Genomic DNA, 26,865 nt, shown 5'->3' with positions numbered 1-26,865 from the left:
GGTCGGCGGCCCGCCGTACGAGGGCGGCACGCCGTGCGGGGACGTCCAGCCATACGAGTGCGGCTGGGGGTAGGCCGGAACCGAGGGCGAGGGCAGCTGGTCGTACGGCGTGGGCGGCACTGGCTGGGTCTGGCCGCCCTCGCCCTCGCCACCGTCGGGCGGCTCCTCAACATGGTCGAAGCGGATCATGCTCGTCGTCCCTCCTTGAATTCGTCCCTCCTTGAAGGGTCCTCACTGAGGGTGCGGGTGGCGGCTTGACACCAGCTGTGGGGCGGCTGTGAGCCGGCTGGGAGTTTCGGCGAGCCACCACGTGAAGCCGGCGGTCCTCACCCGCCCGCGCCGGTCCTCGCGGGCCTGTATCTTCGCCCCTGTACCGTCCCCCTCCCGGGAGCCTGCCGTGCCCGACGTCCGCCAGCCGAACGATCGCGCCCACCAGGGACCAGGGCCGGACCGTGCTCGCCCGGCGGAGCTGGTGGTCCTGCTCGCGCCGGACGGACGGCCGATCGGCGAGGCCGAGAAGGCGGCCGTGCACGGTCCGTCGACACCGCTCCACCTGGCGTTCTCGTGCTACGCGTTCGACCGGCGCGGGCGGCTGCTGGTCACCCGGCGGTCCCGCGCCAAGCGGACCTTCCCGGGGGTGTGGACCAACACCTGCTGCGGCCATCCCGCGCCTGGCGAGCGGGTCGCCGACGCGGTGCGGCGCCGGCTGCGCGACGAGCTCGCCCTCGACCCGACCGACCTGCGCCTGGCCCTGCCCGACTTCGCCTACCGGGCCAGCGCGGGCGGCGTGGAGGAGAACGAGCGCTGCCCGGTGTTCCTGTGCCGGGTGGGCGCCGAGCCGACACCCGACCCGAGCGAGGTCGACGGCTGGCACTGGCGGTCCTGGCCCGACTTCCTCGCCGACGCGGCCAGCGTGGGCAGCGGGCTGTCCCCCTGGTCGCGCCTGCAGGCGGTCCAGCTCGACGCCGGAGGCCGTGTGACCCGGTTTCTCCGGGGCGGCCGGTCCGCCTGACCCAGGCACACCGTCCGGTGCGCACAAGCCCTCTCGCACAAGGGACTTGTGCGAGAGGGCCGCGCGGTGCAGGATCACAGACGTACCAGGCTCGGCCCCCCCGGCCTGGTGCTGGGCGGCCGGCCGGGTCGCGCCCGGCCGGCCAGCCCTTGACACTTTTGCGCCCCGGGGCGTCGCCTCCGCAGGGCTACGCACGGGGCCTCGCCTCCCGCAGGGCTACGCCCCGGGGGCCGTCGCCGCCCCAGGGTTGCGCTCCGGGCCTCGCCACCCAGGGTTACGCCCCCGGCCTCGCCGCCCGCAGGTCCTCCTCGTGGACGTAGGCCTTGTCGTCGAGGAAGGCGCGCCGCCACAGGAAGTACTCGGAGCGGGGGCGGTCGTCGGTGATGTCGGGACCGGGGCCGGTGAACGCGGTGACCTCGGCGTCGCTGAGCCAGTCGGCCCGGCGCACGGCACGGACCCAGCCGGCCGCGTCGGTTCGCGGGAAGTCGGGGACGTCGCCCAGGTCGCGCAGGGCCGACTCCGAGCCGAGGACCCGGGCGACGTCGGCGTCGGCGAACTCCATGGGCGCGTCCGACCCGAGCAGGTAGGCCCCGTGGCGGCCCGGCGAGAGCAGCACACGGCTGTGGGCGAAGACCCGGTCGACCGTGCGGACGTGGGCCTTGAAGTCGTCGAGGGGCAGCGCGTACGGGATCCACAGCAAGAAGACCCCGCCCGGGTTCAGGCGCGCCTTCGCCTCGGTCAGGAACTCCCGGGTGTAGAGGACGACCGACCCGGCGCTCTCGATCGGCGGGGCCGGGTCGACCGCGATCATGTCGTAGCGCTTGCTGGAAAGGCGGATGTAGTTGCGCCCGTCGCTCACGATCACCCGCCCGTTGGGATGGCGCAGGTAACGGTCGGCGTCGGCGAAGAACACCGGCATGCGGCTCGGCACGGTCGGTGACAGCTCGACCACGTCGGTGCGTAGCCCGAGCTCCAGCCCTGAACGGTAGGTGGCGCCCATCCCCAACGCGACCACCAGGAAGTCGCGCGCCTGGGGCCGCAGCGCCTTGGGCAGGTAGGCCATGAGCTTGGTGTCCACGGTGAGCGAGGTCACCCCCACCCCGCCGATCAGCAGCCGGCGGCTGTAGCCCTTGCCCGCGGCCGTGTCCACGGTGGCCAGCTCGTCCTCGGCGTGGGTGATGGCGTCGCCGGTGGCCCGGAGCTCGTTCTCGGTCGCGGTCCGGGTGACCGGCAGGTCCAGCGCGGAGGCGACCAGGGCGAGGGCGGCCGCGCCGGCCAGGCCGACCCCGGCCAGGCGCTGGGCACGCCTCCGCCAGGCCGGCTCGGTGGCCACGAGGGCGGCGCCGACCAGCAGGTTGACGGCGCCGAGCAGGAGCACCGACGCGTTGGTCCCGATGCTGCCGGCGAGCAGGAAGGCGGCGCTGAACGAGCCCAGGATGGACCCGGCGGTGTTGGCGGCGTAGAGCAGCCCGACGCTGCCGCCCGCCTCGTCGGCCGAGCGGGTCACCAGCCGGCCGGCGAGGGGGAACCCGTAGCCCATGAGGAAGGTCGCGGGCAGCAGCACCACCACCGCCTCCAGCAGGAACGGGTGGGTACCGGCCACCCCGCTGCCGATCACGACGGTCAGGAGGGCGACCAGGCCGACCCCGGCCAGGCAGAGCCCGAGCGCCCCGACCCGGTCCCGGTCCGGCCGGGACCGGCGCCGGTACACCGCGCTGCCCAGGGCGATGCCGAGCAGGTAGACGGCCAGGATGCCCGAGAAGATGTAGATGTTGGAGCCGGTGCCCTCGGCCAGCATCCGGGTCCAGAGCACCTCGAGGCCGAGGGCGACGAAGCCGGACACGAAGGTCGCGCCGAGCACGATCCGGCGCCGCCGCCGCCGCCGCGCGGGGGGCGCGGCGGCGGCGGCGGCGCCGGTAGGCATGGCGCGCTCGGGCCTGGCCGACCAGGGCGTCTCCATGCGCCCGAGGAGCAGCGCCCCGAGCCCGGCCAGGACGTTCAGCCCGACCGCTACGTAGCTGGTGAGCCGGAGCCCGAGGAGCTCGATCAGCACGAACCCGGCCAGCAGCGTGCCGACCATGGCCCCGAGGGTGTTGGCCGCGTACAGCTCGCCGATGCGGGCGCCGGTCTCGTCCAGGCTGCGGACCAGGTGGCGGGTGAGCACCGGCAGGGTCATGCCCATCAGGAAGGTCGCCGGCGCCACGGCCGCGAACGCCAGCGCGAAGCGGACCATGGTGAGCGCGGCGGGCGCCTCCACGAGCTGCCCGTACAGACCCCGGTAGGCGTCGCCCAGACGGCCGAACACGAACGGCAGGACCAGGCCGAACGCGGCCACGCCGAGCTCCAGGGCGCCGTAGCGCCGCAGCGGCCGGCTGACGCGGTCGGCCAGCCGGCCGCCGACCAGGCTGCCCAGCCCCAGGCAGGCCAGGAACGCGGTGACGATGGTGGCCACGGCCTGGGTGGTGTTGCCGAACACGAGCACCAGCTCGCGCGACCACACCACCTGGTAGACCAGGCCGGCCGCGCCCGAGGCGACGAACAGGGCCAGGATCGGCCGGCGCAGGGGCGTGGCGGCGGGGCTCGGGGGACGGGCAGGGGCGGTCTGGACGGCCACGACGGCTCCTCGTCGGTGCTGGACTCGGAGGTCGAAGGCTTGCAGATCGAGGCCGAACGGGGCAACCGGTGCGCTCACCACCGGCGTGCCCACCCCGGCGGTGGTTGCCTGGGCCGGGCGCGGCCTGGTGACGTTCTGGTGACGGTCCGGACACGGGGCGGCCTGCGCGGTGGCTGGCGACCCGCCTGATCGGGCATGCTCGGGTGATGATCGACACCCTTCTGTCCCCCTCCCACCCCCCGGTCGCGGCCGCCGCCTCGGGCGGCCAGGAGCTCACCGGATTCGCCGGCTGGGTCGTCGACGTGGTCGGCGCCCTGGGCAGCTTCGGCGTCGGCGTGCTGGTCGCGCTCGAGAACCTGTTCCCGCCGATCCCGAGCGAGCTGGTGCTGCCGCTCGCCGGCTACCTGGCCAGCACGGGCCGCATGGCGCTGATCACCGCCATCGTCGCCGCGACCGCCGGGTCGGTGGCTGGCGCGCTGGTGCTGTACTGGGCCGGCGCGGCGATCGGCCGGGCACGGCTGGTGCGCATCATCGACCGCGTCCCGCTCGTCGACGTGGCCGACCTGGAGCGGGCCGAGGCCTGGTTCGACCGCTACGGCGGCATGGCGGTCCTGCTCGGCCGGCTTGTCCCCGCGGTACGCAGCCTCATCTCGCTGCCCGCCGGCCTGGAGCGGATGCCGCTGCTCCGGTTCACCCTCTACACCACGCTCGGCAGCGGCGTCTACAACGTCGTGCTGATCAGCCTGGGGTACGTGCTCGGTGAGCGCTGGGAGACCGTCGGCCGGTACAGCGACTATGTGAACTACGCGGTCTACGCGGCCATTGTGCTCACCGTGGTCGTGCTCGTGGGACGGCGGCTGGCGGCCCGCCGCCGCGAGACGCGGGGGTCGGACCTGACGACTCGCTGACGTCGCCGTCCTCGTCCTGGACGGTCACGTCGCGCCGGTGACCTCGCCGTCCTGGACGGTCACGTCGCGCCGGTGACGTCCTCGTCCTAGTGTCCCGAGTTACTGATTCGCTCCATCTTCGTGGCCGTGAACCTCCTGGTCGGAGGACCAAGAGTCGCCTGAGAACACCAACGGATCAACGATTCGGGACACTAGAAGGTCACGTCGAGCCGTTCGAGCCCGCGGACGATGTAGGCGGGCCGCCAGGCCGGCTCGGTGGCCAGCTCCATGCCGGGCAGGCGGCGGAGCAGGGTCGCGAACGAGACCTCGAGCTCCAGCCGGGCCAGGGGCGCGCCCAGGCAGAAATGGGTGCCGGCCCCGAACGACAGGTGCGGGTTGGGCGCCCTGGCGACGTCCAGGGCGTCGGGCCGGGCGAACACGGCCGGGTCACGGTTGGCGGAGCCGAACAGGAGTCCCAGCTCGGCGCCTTGGGGCACGGTCACGCCGTGGATGTCGGCGTCCTCGAGGACCCAGCGCTCGAACATCTGCAGCGGCGTGTCGTACCGCATGAGCTCCTCGACCGCACGCGGCACCAGCGAGGGGTCTGCCCGGACCCGCGCGAGCTGGTCGGGGTTGCGGAACAGCGCCCACCAGCCGTTGCCGGTCACGTTGACGGTCGCCTCGTGTCCGGCGTTGAGCAGCAGGACGCAGGTGCCGACCAGCTCCCCCTCGGTGAGCCGGTCGCCCTCGTCGACGACCCGGGTGAGGGCGGTGACCAGGTCGTCGGCCGGGCGGGCGCGCCGCTCGCGGACCAGCGCCAGCAGGTACTCGGAGAACTCGACGCTGGCCTGTACCGCCCGCCGGGCGGCGTCGTCGGTTGGGTTCAGCTCGTACATCCCGCAGATCCCGGCCGACCACGGCCGCAGCAGGTGCTGGTCGGCTGCTGGCACGCCGAGCATCTCGGCGATGACCGTCACCGACAGCGGCTCGGCGACCGCGGCCACGAGGTCGGCGGTGCCCGTGCCGGCCACCTGGTCGACCAGGCCCTCCATGACCGCCTGGACGCGGCCGCGGAGCCGCTCGACCATCGGCGGGGTGAACGCCTTGGAGACCAGCTTGCGAAGGCGGGTGTGGTCGGGGGGCTCGCGGTCCAGCATGCCGTTGCGGATCAGCTCCCAGAACGGCTCGTGCCAGTCGGACTCCTCGGGCCGGCCCATCTCGGCGTGGGTGGCGACGTGCAGGTAGGTGCGGGCGAAGCGGCGGTCCCGCAGCAGCGCGTTCACGTCGGCGTAGCGCGGCACGAGCCAGTGGTCGGTGGCCTCGTCGTAGTGGACCGGGCCGCGCTCCCGCAGCTCGGCGTAGACCGGGTAGGGGTCGGCGACGAACGCGAGATCCCAAGGGGCGAAGCCCAGGGCGCCCGGCGTCGTGCTCATGCCCACCTCCCGCGTGCCGACCGTCGCCCGCCGGTCGGGACCGGCGGGGCTCCAGTATGCGCCGGGTATGCGCCGGTCCCGGATGTGCCCGGGCGCGGGTTGCTCTACGCTTCGCTCATGCAGTCCAACCACCTCGGCGGCCCCGAGGGCCGGCTCGGCGACAGCGGCGGCCGGCTCGGCGGCACCGGCGGCCCGGTCGGCGGCGCCGGAGGCCGGGTCGGCGGGCCCGTGGGCCGGGTCGAGGACCCGCCCCTGGTCACCGGGGCGGCCCGGTACACCGACGACCTGGCCGCGCCCGGGGCGCTGCACGCCGCCTTCGTCCGCTCGGTGGTAGCCCACGCCCTGGTCACCGGCATCGACACCGCGGAGGCGGCCGCCATGCCCGGGGTCGCAGGCGTGTTCACCGCCGCCGACCTCGGCCTGCCGCCGCTGTCACCGGACGGCGCGCCGGCCGCCTTCGCCCGGCCCGTCCTGGCCACCGAGCGGGTCCGGTTCCTCGGCGAGGCGCTGGCGGTGGTGGTGGCCGACACCCGGGCGGCGGCGGTCGACGCCGCGGAGCTGGTCGGCGTCGACTACGAGCCACTGGCGGCGGTGACCGACCCGGTGCGCGCGCTCGACCCCGGCGCGCCGGTGCTCTTCCCCGAGCACGGCAGCAACCTCGTGGTCGAGCGGCCCTGGCGAGGACCTCCGGCCGGGCTGGACGAGGCCGAGGTGGTGGTTCGGGCCCGGTTCGTCAACCAGCGGCTGGCGCCGGTGCCGATGGAGCCGGGCGCCGCCTTGGCCGTGCCTGACCCGGAGACCGGAGGGATCACCCTGTGGACGCCCTGCCAGGCGCCGTTCTCCGTGCGCGAGGAGGTCGCGGCCGCGCTCGGGCTCGACGAGGAGCTGGTCCGGGTGGTCTCCCCCGCGGCCGGGGGCGGGTTCGGCGCCCGGATCGCCGTCACCCCCGAGCAGCTCGTGGTGGCCGCGCTCGCCCTGCGGCTCGGCCGGCCGGTCCGCCACGCCGAGAGCCGCTCCGAGACGATGCTGGCCATGACCCACGGCCGCGCCCAGGTCCAGGAGGTCGAGCTGGGCGCGGGCGCCGACGGCATCCTCAGCGGTCTCAGGGTCCGGCTGCTGGCCGACTGTGGCGCCTACCCGCTCGCCACCTACCTGCCCGAGCTGACGCGGAGGATGGCCTCGGGCGTCTACCGCATCCCCCGTATCGAGGTCGACGTGGTCTGTGTGGCGACCAACACCACCCCGGTGGCGTCCTACCGGGGTGCCGGCCGGCCCGAGGCGACCGCCCTGCTCGAGCGGGCGGTCGACCTGCTCGCCGCCGAGCTGCGGCTCGACCCGGCCGAGCTGCGCCGCCGCAACCTGATCCCGGCCGACGCCTTCCCCTACCGGACCGCGTCCGGAGCCAGCTACGACTCGGGCGACTACGCGGGCGCGCTGCGGTGCGCCGTGGAGGCGGCCGGCTACGAGGACCTGAGGGCCGAGCAGGCCGAGCGCCGCCGCCGGGGCGCCGCAGCGCAGCTCGGCATCGGGCTGTCCGTCTACGTGGAGATGACCGGCTGGCAGTCCGAGGTGGGCGTCTGCACGGTGGGCGTGGACGGTCGGGTCACGGTGGCCACCGGAACGTCGCCGCAGGGGCAGGGGCACGAGACCGCCTGGGCCCAGCTCGTGGCCGGCACCCTCGGCCTGCCCGGCGAGGCGGTCCGGGTCGTCCACTCCGACACCGGCCGGGTCCCGAGGGGCAACGGGACCATGGGCTCGCGCTCCCTCCAGATCGGCGGGAGCGCGGTGCTCCAGGCCGGCCAGCGGGTCCTGGCCAAGGCCAGGGAGCTCGCCGCCCACCTGCTGGAGGCGCCGGTCGAGGACGTGGTGGTGTTCGAGGGTGAGGGGCTCGGGGTGGCGGGCGCGCCCGAGACCGCGCTGTCCTGGGCTCGGCTGGCCGAGGCGGCGGCCGACCCGGCCTGGCTGCCGCCCGGCATGGAGCCTGGGCTGTCCGCCGAGGTCGACTTCGAGCAGGCCGGCAACACCTTCCCGTTCGGCGCCCACCTGGCCGTGGCCGAGGTCGACGTCGAGACCGGCCGGGCCCGGCTCGTCCGCCACGTCGCCGTCGACGACTGCGGGCGCATCCTCAACCCGATGCTGGTCGAGGGCCAGGTCCACGGCGGCATCGCCCAGGGGGTGGCCCAGGCGCTGTTCGAGGAGGTCCGCTACGACGAGGAGGGCAACTGCGTGACCGGCACGCTGGCCTCCTACGCGATGCCGAGCGCGGCCGACCTGCCCGGCTTCGAGACCATGCACACCGAGACCCCGACGCCGCTGAACCCGCTCGGCGCCAAGGGCATCGGGGAGTCAGGCACGATCGGTTCGACGCCCGCCGTGCACAATGCCGTCGTCGACGCCCTCGCCCACCTCGGCGTGACCCACGTCGACATGCCGCTCACGCCCGAGCGGGTCTGGCGCGCGATCCAGGCCGCCAGACGCTGACCCAGCCATCCTCATCGTGAGGCGCTTCCGGCAATTAGCGATCCTTTGGTCGCTGGTACTACAGCCCCGCTTCGCGTGCGCTCACGATCATTGGCGGCGGCTCGGTACGGCGGCGGCCCGGTACGGAGTCTGGCAGGCGGGGTGGGCGTGGGGCTCGGGTTCTCGCGGGCTAGGGAAAGTCGGTGGCATCGGCAGGAAACCCGGGACGGCTCCCGCACCGGCGGGACCCATGCCCGGATTGCCATGCCCACGCCTTGCAGATAGCCTCGTTGGCCGGGCTGACTGAGGGGGAACGTATGGGTTCGTTGCGCACCGTCGGGCTGGTGGCCGCGGCCCTCAGCCTCTTGACAGCGCTGTCTGCCGTCCCAGCGACCGCCAGCTCGCCGGACCTGGTCGTCAGCCAGATCCACGACATCCAGGACGCCGCCCATGTCTCGCCCTTCAGCGGCGAGGACGTCTCGGGCGTGGAGGGGGTCGTCACCGTCGAGCGTTCCAGCAGCTTTTGGATGCAGGACCCCACCCCGGACACCGATCAGGCCACCTCCGAGGGCATCCTCGTGTTCGGCTCCGGCGTCGGCGCTGTGGTCAGTGTCGGCGATCACGTGAGCGTGAGCGGACGAGTGCTTGAGTTCCGGCCCGGCGGCGCGTCGGCCGACAACCTGACCACCACCGAGATCAGCACGCCGGGGCTCAGCGTGGCCGTCCTCTCCAGCGGCAACCCCCTGCCCGCCCCCACGGTCGTGGGGGCGGGGGGACGGGTCCCGCCCTCGATGGTGATCGAGGACGACGCCTCGGGGAGCGTGGAGACCAGCGGGGTGTTCGACCCGGCCTCCGACGGGATCGACTTCTACGAGAGCCTGGAGGGGATGCGCGTCCAGGTGAACCAGGCCCTCGTGGTCGGTCCGCGCAATCAGTTCGGCGAGATCCCGGTGGTCGGCGACCAGGGCGCGCACGCGGGCGTCGACACCGTCCGCGGCGGCATCGTCATCCGCCCAGAGGACTTCAACCCCGAGCGGATCATCCTGGACGACACCCTGCTGGCGACCCCGGTGGCGAACGTCGGGGACGGCTTCACCACGTCGGTGGTGGGGGTCATGGACTACAGCTTCGGCAACTTCAAGCTGAACGTCACCGCCCCGCTCACCCGCGCCGACGGCGGCCTGCAGCGCGAGGCGACCCGTGCTCCGCAGGATCGGGAGATCGTGGTGGGGACCTACAACGTCGAGAACCTGGATCCAGGCGACGGCGGGGCCTTCGCGCGCCACGCCGAGCTGATCGTGCACAACCTGCGCTCGCCCGACCTGCTCGCGATCGAGGAGGTGCAGGACAACGACGGCGCAGCCAACAGCTCCATCACCGACGCCTCGGTCACCTGGAGGCTGCTGATCGACGCGATCCGGGCCGCCGGCGGGCCGGCCTACCAGTACCGGCAGATCGACCCGGTGGACGACCAGGACGGCGGCCAGCCAGGCGGCAACATCCGGGTCGGCTTCCTGTTCCGCACCGACCGCGGCCTCAGTTTCGTCGACCGCCCCGGCGGCGACGCCACCACGGCGACCACCGTGGTCGACCAGCCCGCGGGGCCGCAACTGTCGTTCAGCCCGGGCCGGGTCGACCCCCAGGACCCGGCGTTCGTGGATACCCGCAAGTCGCTGGCCGGCGAGTTCCGCATGCATGGCAAGAAGGTGTTCGTGATCGCCAACCACTTCAGCTCCAAGGGTGACGACGACCCGCTGTTTGGCCGGTGGCAGCCGCCGATCCGCTACAGCGAGCAGGCCCGCCACGCCCAGGCGCGGGTCGTCAACGACTTCGTGGACGAGCTGGTGGCGGTCGATCCCCAGGCGAACGTGATCGTGCTTGGCGACATCAACGACTTCGAGTTCTCCGACACGGTCGAGCTCCTAGAAGGGGGCGTGCTCACGACACTGATGGACACCCTGCCCAAGGCCGAGCGCTACTCGTATGTGTTCGAGGGCAACTCGCAGGTGCTCGACCAGATCCTGGTGAGCAACACCCTGCTTGGAAACTTCCCGATCGACTACGATCCGGTGCACGTCAACGCCGAGTTCGCCGACCAGGCCTCCGACCACGATCCGCAGGTGGCTCGCCTGGACCTGCGCGGGCGGCCGTCACCCGAGTAGCCCACACACTCACCTATTCAAACCTGGCCGGCAGCGGTGTTGGGAGTGCAGCCAGCGGCGTGATCACGGCAGGTGGAAAGTCCGTCCAGCCCGCGGCCGGAAACCGCTCGGTGTGCAGACGGCGGTCCAGGAACGGCTGCCATCTGGTCAGGGCGTCGATCGCATCCGACGGCGACAGCGCACCGTCCTTGATCGCGGCCGCCACTGGACCAGGGCCCGATCCTGCACATCCGCATCGCTACGCCACGCGGGCCAGGGCCCGCTTGCCGGCCTCCTCCACCAGGACGTCGAACAGCCCCTGCTGGGTGGGGTCGGTCGCGGCACTGGCCTCCGGGTGCCACTGCACGGCGACGAGCCAGCCGCTGGTCAGCTCGATCCCCTCGACGATGCCGTCCTCGGTCCACGCGGTGGCCACCAGCCCGGCGCCGAGCCGGTCGACCGCCTGGTGGTGGCGGGCGACGGCGTGCACCGTGGTGGCGCCCGAGGCGACGGCCAGGCGGGTGCCGGGCTGGATGCGCACGTCGTGGACCACCGGGTCGCCCCCGAAGGGGTGGCCGTGGGAGATCAGCCCGGGCAGGTCCAGGAGGTGCTGGTGGAGGCTGCCACCGAGGGCGACGTTGACCGCCTGCAGCCCGCGGCAGACTCCGAGCAGGGGCAGGTCGAGGCGGCGGCAGGCCCGGACCATGCTCAGCTCGAGGTCGTCGCGCTCTGGCTGGACGTCGAAGTCGGCCGCGTGCGCCTGCGCGCCGTAGCTGCCCGCCTGCAGGTCGCCGCCGCCAGTCAGCAGCACGCCGTCGAACGGGGCGAGCACCTCCTCGGCCGGCGCTGGCTCGCCCGCCGGCAACAGGACCGGCCGGGCCCCGGCGCGGCGCAGGGCGTCCACGTACGTCTCGGCGACCGCGAACCCTCCCGTCCGCCAGCCCCGTACCGCGCCCGCTTCGACGTGGGCGGTGGGAACGGCGATCAGGGGGGTGGTCATCGGACGTCCTTTCCTCGGTCGGGCAACGACGACGGCAGCATGAGCAGCCTAATTCGGCCTGCCATGACACCGAGCGACCCAGCGCCGCCGGTGATACCAGCGTCAAGGCTCGCTGTCCCTGGGCGTCGACGCCGCGGGGCAGCCCGTGCCAGGTCGACGTGCAGTGTAGGGAAGCAGGCCGGCCGGATCCAAGAACCGCCATATACCGACGTACGTGAGGTTCAGGGCAGGTGCCGCCATGTCCAGACAGACACGCGGATCAGCCAGAAGCCGGGCAAGGCTGGCGCACGGCCGACCAGGACTAGATCAATCGTAGTCACAACAGGCCATGCACAAGGTTGTCCACAGCTGTGGATGACCTCTGCCGAGGCCCGGCGGGGCATGGAACCGAGACCTGGCGGGGCATGGAACCGAGACCTGGCGAGGCGTGGAACCGAGACCCGGCGGGGCGTGGAACTGGTGCCGGACCTGCGGTACCATCGAACGCATGTTCGAGAACCGACCGGGGCAGGGGCAGGCGAGATGTCCGAGGACGCCGACCACGAGGTCATCGACAGCCCCCAGGCGCTGTTCCGGCACCTGTACGAGGCGCACCACGTCCAGCAGGCCCGCGACCTCGACCCGTACACGGCGCCGGTGCAGTTCTGGATCCGCAAGCACAACGAGCTCGAACGGGAGGCCCGGCTGGCGGCGCGCGACCGTACCGCCGAGCCGCGCGGGGCCGGCGAGAGCCGCGGTCCGGAGCCGACGCCGGCGGCGCGGCGAGCCACTGCGTCCTCGCAGGCCGGGGGGCGCCCGCGCGACCACGCGGGCCCCGACCCCGGCCCCGGACAGCGCCCCGCGGACACCACCAGCCGGGGCCCTGGGGACCGCGGCGGGCAGGCCCCGCCCACGCGGACCGGACCGGCCCGGCCCGCAAGACCCCAGACCGACCGGACCGGTCGAACCCGCCCGAGCGGCGGCGCGTGGGCGCAAGCAGACCACCCCGGTGAGGCCCGGGCGAACTCATGGACGCGAGCGGACCGGCGGGCCGGGACGCCCGCGGACCGGCGGGCCGGGACGCCCGCGGACCGGCGGGCGCCGGAGCCTGAGGATTGGCGGGCGCCGGAGCCTGAGGACTGGTGGGCGCCCGCGCCCGGGGAGAAGCGGGCGCGGGCCGGTGTCGAGCCCTTCGAGGACCCGCTCGTCGAGGCGCTGGTGATGGCGCTCGTCGGGCGCGGCCACGACGAGCGGCGGGTGCGCGGCTTCGTGCGGTCCTACGTGAGCCCGGACGGTGCGCGGACCGGCGCGGACGGCGTGCGGGCGTGGTTCGTCGGGCCGGTCCTGGACGCCATCGCCGACCGGCTGGCGGCCGGGCCGGACACCCCCGCCGGCCCGGCCGCCCATCCCGCGCCAGGCGGCCGGGCGGCCGCGCCGGACGACGTGATGGCCATCGCCGACGTGCTGCAGGGGCAGGGACGCCGGGGCGGCGGGCCGAGCCGCGGCGGCCGCCCGGGCCAGGCCCCCGCGCCGGACGACGACGTGATGGCCATCGCCGACGTCCTCCAGCGCCGCCGCACCGGGCAGGGCAGCACCTGACCGGAGGGTCGATCGGCGGGCGTCACCCTGGGCCCGCGCTGCGCGGCCGCCGGCGCGGACGGCGCGCGCGGATCTCGTGAGCGACTCGTTGGCGCCCTCGTGCACGGTGGTGCTCCGCCTCGCCTGCGGGAAGGAGGAGCGCCCATGGCTCGCGTGCCGGATCAGGAGGAGGAGCACCTCAACGCGGCCCTCGCCTACGCCGAGCGTGGCATCCCGGTCCTGCCACTGCACCACCCCGTGGTCCGCACTCCGGTGGGCCCTGGAGCACGGGCGCCGGTCGTCTGCTCGTGCGGGAACCCGGCCTGCCAGTCGGTCGGCAAGCATCCACTGGCCGCGCGCGGCCTCGAGGCGGCCACCACCGACCCCCACATGCTCACCTGGTGGTGGCGGCGCTTCCCGCTCGCCAACGTGGGGCTCGGCACCGGCGTGGCATTCGACGTGCTCGACGTGGACAGCTCCCAGGCGGCCAACGCGCTGCGCTGGTTCACCGTGGCCTACGTGGCCAAGGGCCGCGGCCCGCTGGCGCGCACCGGCGGCGACGGGTGGCACTTCTACCTGGCGCCGACCGGGCTCGGCAGCCTGCACCCGCGCGGGCTCGGCCGGATGGCGTGGCAGGGCCGGGGCGGCTACGTGGTCGCGCCCCCGAGCCGGCACGCCAGCGGCGCGGTCTACGCCTGGGTGCGCGACCTGGACACGCCGCTGCCCGAGGCGCCCCTGCCGCTCCGCGACCGGCTCGCCCCCGAGGCCGGGCCCGCCCCCCGCCAGGCGTGGCCGGGCCAGGTCGGCAGCCCCTACGGGCAGGACGTGCTCGAACGCTGGCTCGCCGAGGTCGCAAGCGCCCCCAAAGGCGAGCGCAACTGCACCCTCTACCGGGCCGGCCTGCGGCTGTACAGCCTGGTGGCCGGCGGGCTGCTCGACCGCGAGCAGGTCGAGGAGGGCCTCATGGTGGCGGCCGAGGCCTCGCGCCTGGCGGTCGAGGAGCCTGCCCAGACCCGCAGGACCCTCGCGCTGGCCGAGCGGGTCGGCTCGGCGCTGCCGGCCGGGGAGCGTGAGCACCATGGCTGACACCGCCGTGCGACCCCAGACCCGGACCTGCGACTGGTGCGGCCGGCCGGGCACCCGCGGGTTCGAGGGGCCCAGGTGCGCCGACAGCGCCGCCTGCCACCGCCGCCGCGAGCGGCCGGCCATGGCGCCGGCCCAGGGGGCCGACCGCAACCGGCTCCCCGCCCGCCCGGTCCTGGCCGAGGTGGTCCGGCTGGCCCGCCGCCGCCGGCTGTCCCTGCGCGAGCTGCTCGGGCCGGAGCTGTTCGGCGCCTACGGCAACGCACAGGTCGCCGGGACGATGAGCCTGGTCACCCTGGAGCGGTTCTGCGACGAGGTGCTGGGGTGGCATCCGCGGTCGCTCTACGGGGACGCCTACGACCGGGCGGCGAACCAGCCGCGCAGGTCCCCGCGAGGGCGCGGCCGGCGCCCGCGGGAGGGTCCCTCCCGATGCCCGTAGGGGTCCGTTGGAGTGGCGCGGCCCTCGCAGCGCCGCCTCGACCAGACGGGGGCTCTACACTCCCTGCCAAAACGCGCATAGACTCCGTGCCTGAGCATCCAGGCAACCCAGGCAGCATCGAGCATCCAGCAAGCCCGGTCCACGATCGTCGGTGCGGTGGGCGCACCCGGCCGGTACGGCGCCCGGCGACCACCGCCCCCACGGGAGCGCAGTCGGTATGACCCAACCCGTGGCCGCAGGCCGGACCACCGCCACCAGGCGGTGGAACCCCGTCGCGCGGGCGCGCACCACCGCCGGTGGGGAGGCCCGCGGGTGACGGCCGGGATCGACTTCCTGGTCCTCGGCCCCCTCGAGGCGCGCCGCCGGCAGCGCGCGCTGCGGCTTGGCAGCATCAAGCACCGCATGCTCCTGGCCAAGCTCCTCCTCCACCCGAACCAGGTCGTGTCCACCGACGAGCTGATCGACACGGTCTGGGGCGAGGAGCCGCCCCCGACGGTCAGGCAGTCGCTGCAGAACCACGTGGCCGCGCTCCGCAAGGCGATCGAGCCCGGCTGCGCTCCCCCGCCGCGCATGCTCGTCACCCGCGACCCCGGCTACCTGCTCGAGATCGACCCCGAGCAGCTCGACCTGCACCGCTTCCAGCGCCTGGTCGGCCACGGCCGCCGGGCGCTCGCCGAGGGCGACGCGGCCACGGCGGCGAGCGTGCTGAGGGAGGCGCTGTCGCTTTGGCGCGGCCCCGTCCTGGCCGACGTCGCCGCGGCGGCCGACGCGGCCTGGCCGGAGCTGGTCGGGGTCGACGAGCTGCGCGTGGCCGCGCTCGAGACCCGGATCGAGGCCGACCTCGCCCTCGGCCGCCACCACGAGCTCGCCGGCGAGCTGGAGGCCCTCATCCGCCGGCACCCGCTGCGCGAGCAGCTCCACGGCCAGCTCATGCTCGCCCTGTACCGCTCGGGCAGGCAGGCCGACGCCCTGGCCGCCTACCGGGAGGCCAGGCGCACCCTCGTCGGGGAGCTGGGCATCGAGCCGAGCGTGGGCCTGCAACGCCTCGAGCAGGCGATCCTGGCCCAGGACCCGGCGCTCGACCTGCTCGTCCCGGCCCGCGCGGCCGACGACGCCGCCGCAGGGGAGGACGAGCACCGGCTGGCCGGCGAGGCCCGGGTCGAGGCGTTCGGCCCGACCGAGCGCAAGCTCGTCACCGTGCTGTTCGCCGACGTCGACGAGCCCGCTGGCGAGGCCGGCGAGCGCGACCCCGAGGACGTGTCGAGCATGCTGGAGCGCCACCTCGAACGGGTCTGGGCCGAGGTGGCCAGCTTCGGCGGCACGGTCGAGCACACCATCGGGGGCACGACCATGGCCGTGTTCGGCGTCCCCCACACGAGAGATGACGACCCGGAGCGGGCCGTGCGGGCCGCGCTTGCCATCCGCGACGCGCTTTCCGGCGCCGAGGAGCGCGGCCCCGGAAAGCACTGGGCGCGCCTCTCCACCTCCGGCGTGGAGCTGCGCATCTCGGTCACCAGCGGCGAGGCGCTGGTGACGGCCGGGACCGGCCGGGTCAACGGCGACCTGGTGGCCACCTGCGCCCGGCTGCAGCAGGCCGCGCCGGCCGGGACGGTGCTGGTCTCGGAGGCGACCGAGCGGGCCACCAGGCGGACGATCAGCTACGGCCCGGCCAGCCTGCTCGGGCTCAGCGGGCGGGCCAAGCCGGCCACGGTCTGGAGCGCGCTCGAGCCGTGCCGGCGAGCGGGGCTGGACGCCCTGACCGGGACCCCCGTACCCCTGGTCGGGCGCGAAGGCGAGCTGCGCACGCTGCTCGGTTCGTTCGAGCGTGCCCGCGCGACCTGCGGCCCGCAGCTCGTGACCCTGGTCGGCCCGCCAGGGATCGGCAAGACCCGCCTGGTGGCCGAGCTGGGACGCGCCCTCGAGGTCGACCGGGACCTCACCGGCTGGCGCGAGGGTCGCTCGCAGCCCTACGGGCAGGGCGTGACCTTCTCGGCGCTCGGCGAGATCGTCAAGGCGGAGGCGGGCATCCTCGAGACCGACACCGGCGAGCGGGTCGACCGCAAGCTCGCGCAAGCCGTCGGCCACGCCCTGCCCCACGACCCGGCCGCCGCCGGCTGGGTGACCGGGCACCTGCGCCTGCTCGTCGGGGCCGGCAGCGGGCAGCCGCTGCAGGCCGGCCGCCAGGAGGAGGCGTTCGCCGCCTGGCGCCGGTTCCTGGAGGGCCTGGCCGCCCGCCGGCCGCTGGTCCTGGTCGTGGAGGACCTGCACTGGGCCGACGACGACCTGCTCGACTTCCTCGAGCGCCTGCTCGACCCGGTGGACCCGGCGCGCTCAGCCACCCTGCTGGTCCTGGCCACCGCCCGCCCGGAGCTGCTCGAGCGCCGGCCGGCCTGGGGCCGCCATCCAGCGGCCACCACGGTCGGCCTCGAACCGCTGTCGGCGGCCGACACCACCTGCCTGCTCGGCGCCCTGCTCGCCCACCACCAGCTCCCCGGCGCGGTCGACCCGGACCTGCTGGCCCGGGTCGGCGGCAACCCGCTGTTCGCCGAGGAGTACGTGCGCATGCTGCGCGACCGCGGCAGGGCCGGCCCCGAGCCGCACCAGCCACGGGACGCCGGGCCGCCCGCGGGCCGGGACGGCCTGCCCCGGGCCCAGCCGGAGCTGCCGCTGCCCGAGACCGTGCACGCGATCGTCGCCGCCCGCCTGGACACCCTCCCGGCCGAGGACAAGGCCGTGCTCCAGGACGCAGCCGTGCTCGGCCGGTCCGCCTGGGTCGGTGCCGTGGCCGCCGTCGGCCACCACGACCGGGCCAAGCTCGAGGCCTGCCTCGAGCGCCTCGAGCAGCGGGAGTTCCTGTACCGGGCGGGACGGTCCACCGTGGCCGGCGAGCGCGAGTACCTGTTCAGGCACGTGCTCGTCCGCGAGGTGGCCTACGGGCAGATCCCCCGGGCCGAGCGGGCCGAGCGGCACCGCCGGGCCGCGGCCTGGCTCGAGTCCCTGGCCACCGACCGCGTCGAGGGCCGGCCCGAGCACCGGGCCGCCGGCCTGGCCGAGCTGCTCGCCCACCACTACCTCCAGGCGCTGGGCTTTGCTCGGGCCGCCGGCCGGGGCGACGGGGAGCTGGCCGAGCGGGCCCGCCTGGCCCTGTGCAACGCGGGTGACCGGGTGACCGCCCTCGGCGTCCATGCCAAGGCAGCCCGCTACTACGCCCAGGCGCTGGAGCTCGGGCCGGCCGGCGAGCTCGGGCCGGCCGGCGAGCTCGAGCGGGCCGAACTGGAGCTCCGGGCCGGGGCGGCCCACTGCCACGCCGACGGGGGCGGCGAAGACCTGCTGGCCCGGGCCCGCGACGGCCTGCTCGCCGCGGGCGACCGGGGTCGCGCGGCCGAGGCCGAGGTGCTGCTCGGCCAGCTCGCGTTCGTGCACGGGCGCAAGCGCTCCGACCACGTGAGCCGCGCCCTGGCGCTGGTCGACGGCCTGCCCTCCTCCCCGTCGACGGCCGCCGTGCTGAAGGGCTGCATGATGCACCTGCTGGTCGCCGAACGTCACGCCGAGGCCATCCAGGTGGCCGGCAAGGCGCTCGCGATGGCACGGGAGCTCGGGCTGCGGGAGGTCGAGGCGGTCGCGTTCGGGACCTCCGGGGCAGCCAGGGTGATGACCGGCGACCCCGGCGGCATCGCCGACCTCGAGCGCTGCATCGAGATCTGCGAGGAGCTGGGCTCGTTCGACGCGGTGCCCTGGCTCACCAGCATGGCCTTCGTGCACGCGATGCTCGGCGACCTGCCGCGCTGCTTCGCGACCAGGGCGGCGGCCTGGCGGGCCGCGGAGCGCCACGGGACCGACCGCCACCTGCGCTGGATCGGCCTCGAACGGGTGGCCGAGCACTACTGGACCGGGCGCTGGGACGATGCCGCGCGGACCGTGAACGCGCTGGTCGCCGAGACGGCGGGCGGCACCCCGCACTACATGGAGTGCGAGTGCCGGATCTGGCGCGGCCGCATCCTGCTCGCCCGCGGGGAGGTCGGCGCGGCGGTCGAGGACGCCGGGCAGGCCCTGCGGCTGGCCCGGGAGTCGGGCGACCCGCAGAACCTGGATCCCGCGTTCGCCTTCGGCGCCCGCGCGCTACTGGCCGCCGGGCGCGCCGGCGAGGCCCGCCCACTCGTCGACGAGCTCCTCGCCGGGCTCGGCGGTCGGCTGCTCAAGCCCGACCTGGGCGTGGACCTCGCGGTCGACCTGGTCATGCTGGGGCATCCGGCGAGCGTGCTCAACAGGGCCCTGCCCTCGCCCTGGCTCGAGGCGGCCCGGGCGTTCGTCGCCGGGGAGCCCGGCCTGGCAGCCGCGACCTACGAGGCGATCGGCTCGCGGCCCGACGCCGCCTACGCCCGCTTGGAGGCCGCCCGCCGGCAGCTGGAGGCGGACCCGGCCGGCGCCCAGCGGCGGCTCGGGGCCGCCCTCGGCTTCTTCCGTGAGGCAGGGGCCAGCGCCTACCTCGACGAAGCGGAGAAACTGCTGGTCACAGTGGGATGAAGCTGCGGTGAAAAGCTGTTCACGTGCACTTCTGGACGAACCAGGGCGAACGAGGCGAACAATGCTTCTCTGGGAGAGAAAACTTTCTCTCGATCTCCATGTCAGCAAGGAGTAGGCTTGCCCTCATGGTGCTCTCAAAGCCCCGTGACCGCATCCTTTCGACGGCCACCACGCTGTTCTACCGGGAGGGTGTCCTCGCCGTCGGCGTGAACCGCATCATCGCGGAAGCGGACGTGGCTCCCATGACGCTCTACCGGCAGTTCGGGAGCAAGGACGAGCTGGTCGCGTCCACCCTCGAGCAGTGGAGCACCCAGTGGCTGCACTGGCTGGCCGACAAGCTCGACCGGTCCGGAGACGACCCCGAGGCCCGTTTCGCGGCCCTGTGGGACGTGCTTGAGGAGTGGTTCGCGGCCGACGACTTCCACGGCTCCTTCGTGACCAATGCCGCCGCCGAGCTGCGCAGCGAGCCCGAGCATCCCGGCCACAAGGTGATCGCGGCCCACCGGCAGGCCATGCGCCAGCTGCTCGAGGACCTGGCCAAGGCGGCCAGCGCCTACGACGCGGCGATCCTGGCCGCCCAGCTCCAGGTGCTGATCGACGGCGCCGTGGCCACCGCGACCGTCGACCGCCGGCCCGGCGCGGCCCGCAGCGCCCGGCAGCTCGCGAACGCCGCTCTGGTCGCCAGCTCGTCGTAGCGGCACCCACCCCCGCGACCGCGCGGCACGCGTGCCCGCTCAGCCCGGCCCGTCGTCCAGGGCGATCTCGGTCAGCTCGCGCGCGTGCCTGGCCAGCCTCGGCTCACGGTCGACCAGGGCGCCCACGATGGTCCCCTCGACCAGCACCTGGAGCTGGACGGCGAGCCCGGCGGGATCGCGGACGCCGGCCGCGTTGGCCAGGTCCTCGAGCAGCTGGCGCATGGCCTGCCGGTGGGCCGCGATCACCGGATCCCCCGGGTCGCGTCGCGGCCCGGCGGTGGCGGCGGTCACTGCCGAGACGTGGAACTCGTCGGTCGCGAACCACTCCTCAAGCACGTCCCACAGGACGAGCAGCCGCGACCGCGGCGTGCTCCCGCGGTACGCGAGTTCCTGCCCCAGCCATTCGAGCCACCGCTCGCTCGACTGCTGAAGGGTCGTGGGTCTGCGGTCATTGTTGGTGTTGGCCATGCCACTGCCCTGCGAGGACGCTGTCTGCGGCGTAGATCGGACGCTTGAATCGAAAGGGGCAAAGGTCCGGGACATCCTTCTATCTGGATGCCGCCAGATGCAAGTCACGGCCCCTCCACTGCCTTGCTGAGCTGCGAGGACGTCGGCGCCCAACGCCTGGCGCAGCCGCTTGACCCTTGACTTAGAGATAACGATCTCTATCATATGACTCTGCGTCCCCGGAGCACACCGAGCCGGCAGGGCCCTCGTTTCGCTTGCTCATTTCTGCGCACTTTTAATAAATCGTTACTAGACAAACGTATGTCTAGTCCTATACAGCCGCGCCCCTGAGAGATAACGTTCTCTATCACCACCTCGTACAGCGCGAGGGTGGCGCCGCTCACGGCAAGCTCGGCACGACCCGGAGGTGCCCATGCTTCCCACCCGCCCCCTGCGGGCCGTCCTCACGGTCATGCTCATGGTCTTCGCGACCATGAGCAGCCGCATCCAGCACGCCCTGCTCTGCTCCAAGCACTGGCTCACCGACGGCCCAGCCCTGCGGGCGGGGTACGCCGCCGCGGTCTGGGCCGCCGTCGCGCTCCTGGTCTTCGCACCCTCGAAGATCGTGTGGGGGTAACGGCATTGGGGACAGCCGGCCTCTGAACCGCGCGGGTGCGCCCGGTGACCACCGGGCGCACCCGTTCCGCGTGCGGGGTGGCCTCCACCGGTGGGAAGCCCCGAGGGCACGACGGGCACGGCGCCGGGCGACTACGCTTTAGGGCATCGGAGCCGGTCGCGACGCCGGGGCGCGTGCGGCCGGCCGCGGCCGGCGACCGAGGAGCCGTCATGGGTGAGCCCGCTCCGCCCGGCGTCGCCCCGCCAGGGGCCGAGCGCAAGCTCGTCACCGTGCTACTCGCTGACGTGGACGAGGCGGTCGAGGACTTCACAGAGCCCGACCCCGAGGACGTGGCGCGGACGCTCGCCCGCCACCTCGCGCGGGTCCGGGCCGAGGTCGAGGCGTTCGGCGGCACGGTCGAGCAGACCGTCGGCGGTCGCACGGTGGCCGTGTTCGGGGTCCCGCGCACCCGCACCGACGACCCGGAGCGTGCGGTGCGCGCCGCGCTCGCGATCCGCGACGCCCTGAGCAGCCCCGGCCTGGGCGGGCCGGACCCCCGGACCGGTCCAGGGGTGCGGCTGCACGTCGCGGTCGCCACCGGCGAGGCGCTGGTCCGCCCCGGGACGGCCGCCGCCGGCCGCCAGCGGGTGCTCGGCGATCCCGTCACCGTCTGCGCCCGCCTGCTGGAGATCCAGCGGGAGGGCGCCGTGCTGGTCACCGAGGCGACCGGGCGGGCCACCGAGCGGACCGTCAGCTACGCGCCGGCCGGTGCCATCGCCCTCGGCGGGGGCCAGCCGGTCGCGGTGTGGAGCGCGCTCGGGCTGCGCACCGACCCCGTTGAACAGGCCGGGCAGCGGCCCTCCCACCCGCTGGTGGCCCGCACCCGCGAGCTCGGGCTGCTGCTGGACCGCTTCGAGACCGCCCGCGGCAGCGGCACGCCGCACCTGGTCACCCTGGTCGGCCCGCCCGGCATCGGCAAGAGCCGGCTGGTGGCCGAGCTGGCCGGCCGGGTCCGCGCCGGCACCGACCCGGCCACCTGGTGCCAGGGCTGCTCCCTGCCCTACGGCCACGGGGTGACCTTCTGGGCGCTGTCGATGATCGTCAAGGCCCAGGCGGGCATTCTCGAGACCGACACCGCCGCGCAGGCGGAGCGGAAGCTGGCCCGGGCCGCAGCCGCCGCCGTGCCCGACCCCGACGTCGCGACCTGGGTGGCCGGGAAGCTCCGCCGGCTCGTCGGGGCGAGCGCGCCGGCGGGGCCGGCCTCGGGCGACCGCGAGGAGGCCTTCGCCGCCTGGCGGCGCTTCCTGTACGGGCTGGCCCGGCGCCGCCCGCTCGTTCTGGCCGTCGAGGACCTGCACTGGGCCGACGACGCCTTGCTTGACTTCCTGGAGCGCCTGGCCGCCCCACAGGCCCCGGCCGAGGCGGGCCCCATCCCGCTGCTCGTCGTGGCCACCGCCCGGCCCGAGCTGCTCGAGCGCCGGCCGGACTGGGCGGCCGGCCCGCGCGACGACGCGGACGCCCCCGGCCCGGGCACGGCAGCCACCCCCGGCCCGGGCACCGCGGACACCCGCAGGCTGGGCACGGCAGCCACCCCCGGCCCGGGCACCGCGGACACCCGCAGGCCGGGCACGGCAGCCACCCGCAGCCTGGTCGCCCTCGAGCCGCTCTCCGACCGTGACACCGGCCAGCTGCTCGAGGCCCTCCTGGCCCGCCACGGGCTGCCCGGGACCGTCGAGCCGGCGCTGCTGGCCCGGGTCGGCGGCAACCCGCTGTTCGCCGAGGAGTACGTGCGCATGCTGCGCGACCGCGGGGCCATGGGGCCGCACGGCGACCGCGAAGCCTCGGCCAGCGCGGCAGCCATCCCCGAGACCGTGCACGCGATCGTCGCTGCCCGCCTCGACGCCCTGCCGCCCGGGGAGAAGGCCGTGCTGCAGGACGCCGCCGTGCTCGGCCAGGCCGGGTGGGTGGGGGCGCTCACCGAGATCGGTCACCACGAGCGGGCCGGCCTCGAGGCCCGCCTGCGCCGGCTCGAGCAGCGCGAGCTGCTGCACCGGGCCTGGCGGTCCCGGGTCGCCGGCGAGGTCGAGTACGCGTTCAGCCACGTGCTCGTGCGCGACGTCGCCTACGGGCAGATCGTGCGGGCCGAACGGGCCGGCAAGCACCGCCGGGCCGCCGCCTGGATCGAGGCGCTCGCCTCCGACCGCGCCGAGGACCGCGCCGAGCTGCTCGCCTATCACTACCAGGCCGCGCTCGGCTTCGCCCGGGCCGCCGGGCAGGACGTGCCGGGCCTGGCCGACCGCGCCCGGGCCGCCCTCCGGGACGCGGGCGACCGGGCCGCGGCGCTCGGCGCCTGGGCGACCGCGGCCCGCTACCACGCCCAGGCCAGGGACCTCTGCCCGCCCGGCGACCCCGAGCTGCCAGCGCTCGAGCTGCGCCTCGGGCGCGCCCGCTGCCAGGGTGAGGGCGCCGGGCAGGAGGAGCTCGCCAGGGCCAGGGACGGACTCCTGGCAGGGGGCGAGCGGGCGCTCGCGGCCGAGGCCGAGATGCTGCTCGGCGAGCTCGCATTCCTGCACGGCCGGGGTGAGGAGCGGGCCGCCCGCCTGGACCGGGCGCTCGCGCTGGCCGCCGACGCCCCGCCCTCCCGCTCCAAGGCCGCGGTGCTCAAAGGCTGCATGATGCACCTGGTGATCGCCAGCAGGCACGCCGAGGCCCACGGCGTCGCCGAGGAGGTGCTCGCCATGGCCGGAGGCCTCGGGCTCCACGACCTCGAGGCCGACGCCATCGGCACGATCGGGCTGGCCCGGGTCGACGCCGGCGACGCCCGCGGCCTGGCCGACCTCGAGCGCGCCACAGCGATCCTCGAGTCGCTCTCCTCCCCCGGGTCGATCGTGTGGCACCTCAACCTCGCCTATGCCCACGCCGCCCTCGGTGACCTCGTCCGCTCCTCGGCCGCCCTGTCGGCCGCGTCGCGGGCGGCAGGGCGGTTCGGGTCGATGCGGCGGCTGCGCTCGATCGCGCTGCAGCGGGTCGCCGAGTGCTACTGGGCCGGCCGCTGGGACGAGGCGGTGCGCATCGTCGACGAGGACCTGGCCGGGGACGACCGGGAACGCCACTACCTGGAATGGGAGTGCCGCGTCTGGCGCGGCCGCATCCGCCTCGCCCGCGGCCGGGTCGACGCGGCCCTGGAGGACGCCCAGGCGGCGCTGGCGCTGGCCACGGATGCGGCCGACCCGCAGGCCCTCAACCCGGCCCGAGCCTTCGGCGCCCGCGCCCTGCTGGCCGCCGGCCGGACCGACGCGGCCAGACGGACCGCCGACGAGCTGCTGGCCGGGCTCGGCGGGAGCGCCCTCGGGCCGGACCTCGGCGCCGACCTGGGCGCGGTGCTGGCCGCGCTCGGCTACCCGGACGAGGCGCTCGACGCCCGCCGGATCCCGCCTTCGGCCTGGCTGGAGGCGGCCCGGGCCCTGGTGGCCGGCGAGCCGCACCAGGCCGCCGAGGTCTACGCACGGATCGGGTCGCGCCCGGACGAGGCGTACGCCCGCCTGGCCGCCGCCGGCCGGGCCTGGGCCGCGGGAGCGGTCGCCGAAGGCGAGGCCGAGCTGGCCGCCGCGACCGCCTTCTACCGCGAGGTCGGGGCCGGCGCCTGCCTGGCCGAGGCCGAGGCCATGCGGGCCCGGCAGCCCGGCGCTTCCACGCCGGCCGTCCGTCCCCGGTAGGCATACCCGCGGATAGTGGCATTACCGTCGCATTAGCGCCGGCTGCGACCTTCCCGGTATGGAGCGACCCACTCCCAAGCACCTGGCCGAAGCGCGCGGGTACCCGGCGCTGGCGCGCAACTCGGTGCTCATCGAGTCCCTGGGCGCGCTGCTCGCCATCGCCCTGGCGGTCACGCTGGTGGTGGCGCTGCTGATCGAGCGCCCTGGGTCGCGCGGAGACGGGCGCCGAGCCCCGACGGCGTCGCCGGCGTCCACTGCGGCCCGGGCCGTCGCCCCACCCATCCCCACCGCTGTCTCCACGCCGAGGGTGGGCACGACCAGACCGCCCGAGCCCACCGGGCCGCGGTACGACCCCGGCTTCGAGGCGGGCCTGGAAGGCTGGCGGCCGGTTGGCGGGGCGAGGCTCGAGCGGCTGGACGGGGCCAGGAGCGGCTCCTGGGCGGCGAGCCTGGCCGCCGGGTCGTCGCCCAACCCGGGCATGAGCGCCTCGGACGTGGCCAGGTGCGCGCCCAAGACCGCCTACAAGGCGTCCGCCTGGGTGCGGGCGAGCCGCCCGGGCACGACCATCACCTTCAACCTGCTCGAATACGTGAACGGCAAGCGGCTCGCGGTCGACACGGTCGGCGCGGTGCTTCCCGGCAGCGACTGGCAACGCATCGAGGTCGACCACTTCACCCACGTCCCCAGGGCCAGGCTGGCCATGGAGCTCGTCGCCTCCGGCCTGCCGCCCGGGTCGAGCGTGCTCGTCGACGACCTCGAGATCCGCGCGACGCCCACCGCGCAGACGTTCACGACCACGCGCTGACGGCCCACCCCGGGCCCAGCCGAGCCCGCCCTCCGGGCGGGAGAAAGGATGAGAGCACATGCGGTGGTACCGGTTCCTCCTGGCCGGTGGGGTCACGGCCGCGCTGCTGCTGCCGTCGGCGGCCGTGGCCGAGGGCACGCGCGTCACCCTGGACGACATGACCTGCACCGGCATCGGCGTCATGGGCGCCGGCCTGCCCGCGGGCACCCCCCTGGACCTGGCCCTGGTGAACCGCGACAACAACAAGAACACGGTGATGACGCGCAAGACGGTACGGACCTCGGCCCAGGGACGGTTCGCGACCCGGATGGAGGCCCGCCTGAACCGGGTCCTCAGCCTGCGCGTGCTGGTGAGCACGAAGGACGGCAAGCAGATCGCCTTCGGCGACCACGTGATGCGGCAGTACCACGCCATGTGCGGCCTGCCCTTCACCGGGCCCGGGCACGCCGGGCCGACGCTGCTGGCCAGCTTGGGCTCGGTCGGGCTGGGCGTGCTGCTGGTCGTAGCCGCCTCGCGCCGGTCGAGGGCGACAGGCACCCCCACAGCCTGAAGCCGCAGCCGCCCGCCTCGACCCGGTCCCCCCTGTCCCCGGGATCGGCCCTGGCGGGCGGCTGCCCCTCCCCACGCCCGTCGGCCCCCGCGTCCGTGGACGCGGGGCCGACGGGCGTCCGGGGGACGGCGAGCTTCCGTGGCAGACCTGGGCCGCGGGAGCGGCCGCGGGAGCGGAGGGCCCTACGGTCGGGCGCCTCTGGGGAGCGAGGCCAGGGCGCGCTCGGCGCGCTGGAAGACCTCGTCGAGGTCACCTGAGGCGTTCACGCGCCGGACCCGCCCGGCGTAGTGGGCCAGCACCGGCGGCACGTCTCGCCGGTAGGCGACCAGCCGGGCCACCACCGTGTCCGGGTTGTCGTCGCTGCGGCTCTCCATGCGGGCCAGGCGCGAGAGCCGGGCCGACGCCACCTCGTCGGGCACGACCAGCTCGAGCACGAGCTGGACGCGGCGGTCGTCGGCTTCCAGCAGGGCGTCAAGCTCCACCGCCTGCCTGACCGTGCGGGGATAGCCGTCGAGGATGAACCCGTCGCCGAGCGCGGCCGTGACCACCTGCATCACGGCCCGGTCGGGCACGGCCTGGCCACGGCTCACCTGCTCGGCGACCCGGTGCGGGTCGCCCTGCTCGACCGAGGCGCGCAGCAGGCGCCCGGACGACACGTGGGGGACGCCGAGCAGCTCGGCCAGGGACGGGGCGAGCATGCCCTTGCCCGCTCCAGGAGGTCCGACGAGCAGGACGCGGCGCAGCTCGCTCACTGCCGCTGCCCCGGTGCGGGGCCGCTCCAGACGGGGATGCTGAACTCGCTCATGTACAGAGTGTACGTGCGCCGCGCCCAGGCGCCGAACGCGACAGCCGGCCAGAGCGCCGGTCAAGCATCGGCGCCGCGGGG

20 protein-coding genes are annotated in these 26,865 nt (G+C 74.9%); 13 read left to right on the top strand and 7 right to left on the bottom strand.

The window, feature by feature from the left end:
• Positions 1–189, bottom strand: a 189-nt coding sequence (locus tag VG276_04980; GenBank protein HEV8648758.1) for a hypothetical protein, incomplete at its 3' end; no start/stop codon positions are given.
• A 280-nt stretch (positions 190–469) separates the two neighbouring features.
• On the opposite strand from VG276_04980, the gene idi reads away from it, so the two are divergent.
• Positions 470–1,012, top strand: a complete 543-nt coding sequence (gene idi / locus VG276_04975) for an isopentenyl-diphosphate Delta-isomerase (protein ID HEV8648757.1) — start codon at positions 470–472, stop codon at positions 1,010–1,012.
• Positions 1,013–1,286: 274 nt separating this feature from the next.
• On the opposite strand, the gene VG276_04970 is transcribed toward idi, so the two are convergent.
• Positions 1,287–3,626 carry a fused MFS/spermidine synthase gene (locus VG276_04970; GenBank protein HEV8648756.1) on the bottom strand — a complete coding sequence of 780 codons (2,340 nt, stop codon included), beginning with the start codon at positions 3,624–3,626 and terminating at the stop codon, positions 1,287–1,289.
• 206 nt (positions 3,627–3,832) lie between these two features.
• On the opposite strand from VG276_04970, the gene VG276_04965 reads away from it, so the two are divergent.
• Entirely contained in the window at positions 3,833–4,534 is a 702-nt protein-coding gene (locus VG276_04965) for a DedA family protein (protein ID HEV8648755.1), read from the top strand.
• Positions 4,535–4,725: 191 nt separating this feature from the next.
• On the opposite strand, the gene VG276_04960 is transcribed toward VG276_04965, so the two are convergent.
• Positions 4,726–5,946, bottom strand: coding sequence for a cytochrome P450 (locus VG276_04960; GenBank protein HEV8648754.1), 1,221 nt, complete (start codon positions 5,944–5,946; stop codon positions 4,726–4,728).
• Positions 5,947–6,063: 117 nt separating this feature from the next.
• On the opposite strand from VG276_04960, the gene VG276_04955 reads away from it, so the two are divergent.
• Positions 6,064–8,427 (top strand): xanthine dehydrogenase family protein molybdopterin-binding subunit, encoded by a 2,364-nt coding sequence (locus tag VG276_04955; protein ID HEV8648753.1) that lies wholly within the window; start codon positions 6,064–6,066, stop codon positions 8,425–8,427.
• Between the two features lie 296 nt (positions 8,428–8,723).
• Positions 8,724–10,568, top strand: coding sequence for an endonuclease/exonuclease/phosphatase family protein (locus VG276_04950; protein HEV8648752.1), 1,845 nt, complete (start codon positions 8,724–8,726; stop codon positions 10,566–10,568).
• A gap of 13 nt (positions 10,569–10,581) precedes the next feature.
• On the opposite strand, the gene VG276_04945 is transcribed toward VG276_04950, so the two are convergent.
• The gene (locus VG276_04945) at positions 10,582–10,773 is read right to left on the bottom strand and encodes a hypothetical protein (protein HEV8648751.1); all 192 of its coding nucleotides are present in this window, start codon (positions 10,771–10,773) and stop codon (positions 10,582–10,584) included.
• 33 nt (positions 10,774–10,806) lie between these two features.
• Positions 10,807–11,547, bottom strand: coding sequence for a gamma-glutamyl-gamma-aminobutyrate hydrolase family protein (locus tag VG276_04940; protein HEV8648750.1), 741 nt, complete (start codon positions 11,545–11,547; stop codon positions 10,807–10,809).
• Positions 11,548–12,069: 522 nt separating this feature from the next.
• Here VG276_04940 and VG276_04935 point away from each other — a divergent pair.
• The 5 genes from VG276_04935 to VG276_04915 all read left to right on the top strand — a co-directional run bounded on the left by VG276_04935 (position 12,070) and on the right by VG276_04915 (position 19,845).
• Positions 12,070–13,125 carry a hypothetical protein gene (locus VG276_04935; GenBank protein ID HEV8648749.1) on the top strand — a complete coding sequence of 352 codons (1,056 nt, stop codon included), beginning with the start codon at positions 12,070–12,072 and terminating at the stop codon, positions 13,123–13,125.
• A 144-nt stretch (positions 13,126–13,269) separates the two neighbouring features.
• Complete coding sequence (locus VG276_04930; protein ID HEV8648748.1) at positions 13,270–14,190, top strand: bifunctional DNA primase/polymerase; 921 nt, start codon at positions 13,270–13,272, stop codon at positions 14,188–14,190.
• On the top strand, positions 14,183–14,626 hold the full coding sequence (locus VG276_04925; protein HEV8648747.1) for a hypothetical protein: 444 nt from the start codon (positions 14,183–14,185) through the stop codon (positions 14,624–14,626). The genes VG276_04930 and VG276_04925 overlap by 8 nt, the downstream gene beginning before the upstream one ends.
• Before the next feature lie 312 nt (positions 14,627–14,938).
• Complete coding sequence (locus VG276_04920) at positions 14,939–19,150, top strand: BTAD domain-containing putative transcriptional regulator (GenBank protein HEV8648746.1); 4,212 nt, start codon at positions 14,939–14,941, stop codon at positions 19,148–19,150.
• Positions 19,151–19,275: 125 nt separating this feature from the next.
• Positions 19,276–19,845 (top strand): TetR/AcrR family transcriptional regulator, encoded by a 570-nt coding sequence (locus VG276_04915; GenBank protein HEV8648745.1) that lies wholly within the window; start codon positions 19,276–19,278, stop codon positions 19,843–19,845.
• Between the two features lie 39 nt (positions 19,846–19,884).
• On the opposite strand, the gene VG276_04910 is transcribed toward VG276_04915, so the two are convergent.
• Positions 19,885–20,313, bottom strand: coding sequence for a hypothetical protein (locus tag VG276_04910; protein ID HEV8648744.1), 429 nt, complete (start codon positions 20,311–20,313; stop codon positions 19,885–19,887).
• A gap of 412 nt (positions 20,314–20,725) precedes the next feature.
• On the opposite strand from VG276_04910, the gene VG276_04905 reads away from it, so the two are divergent.
• The 4 genes from VG276_04905 to VG276_04890 all read left to right on the top strand — a co-directional run bounded on the left by VG276_04905 (position 20,726) and on the right by VG276_04890 (position 25,979).
• Entirely contained in the window at positions 20,726–20,929 is a 204-nt protein-coding gene (locus tag VG276_04905; GenBank protein HEV8648743.1) for a hypothetical protein, read from the top strand.
• Between the two features lie 209 nt (positions 20,930–21,138).
• Positions 21,139–24,624 carry an AAA family ATPase gene (locus VG276_04900; GenBank protein ID HEV8648742.1) on the top strand — a complete coding sequence of 1,162 codons (3,486 nt, stop codon included), beginning with the start codon at positions 21,139–21,141 and terminating at the stop codon, positions 24,622–24,624.
• Between the two features lie 58 nt (positions 24,625–24,682).
• Positions 24,683–25,429, top strand: a complete 747-nt coding sequence (locus VG276_04895) for a hypothetical protein (GenBank protein ID HEV8648741.1) — start codon at positions 24,683–24,685, stop codon at positions 25,427–25,429.
• 58 nt (positions 25,430–25,487) lie between these two features.
• Positions 25,488–25,979 carry a hypothetical protein gene (locus VG276_04890; protein HEV8648740.1) on the top strand — a complete coding sequence of 164 codons (492 nt, stop codon included), beginning with the start codon at positions 25,488–25,490 and terminating at the stop codon, positions 25,977–25,979.
• A 182-nt stretch (positions 25,980–26,161) separates the two neighbouring features.
• On the opposite strand, the gene VG276_04885 is transcribed toward VG276_04890, so the two are convergent.
• A complete protein-coding gene (locus VG276_04885; protein ID HEV8648739.1) occupies positions 26,162–26,731 on the bottom strand; it encodes a nucleoside monophosphate kinase in 570 nt (189 codons plus the stop codon).
• Positions 26,732–26,865: the final 134 nt, after the last annotated feature.

Source organism: Actinomycetes bacterium (assembly GCA_036000965.1).
Taxonomy (GTDB): domain Bacteria; phylum Actinomycetota; class CALGFH01; order CALGFH01; family CALGFH01; genus DASYUT01.
Note: the sequence above shows the minus strand (reverse complement) of the source record. Positions and strands in the feature narration are given on the sequence as shown.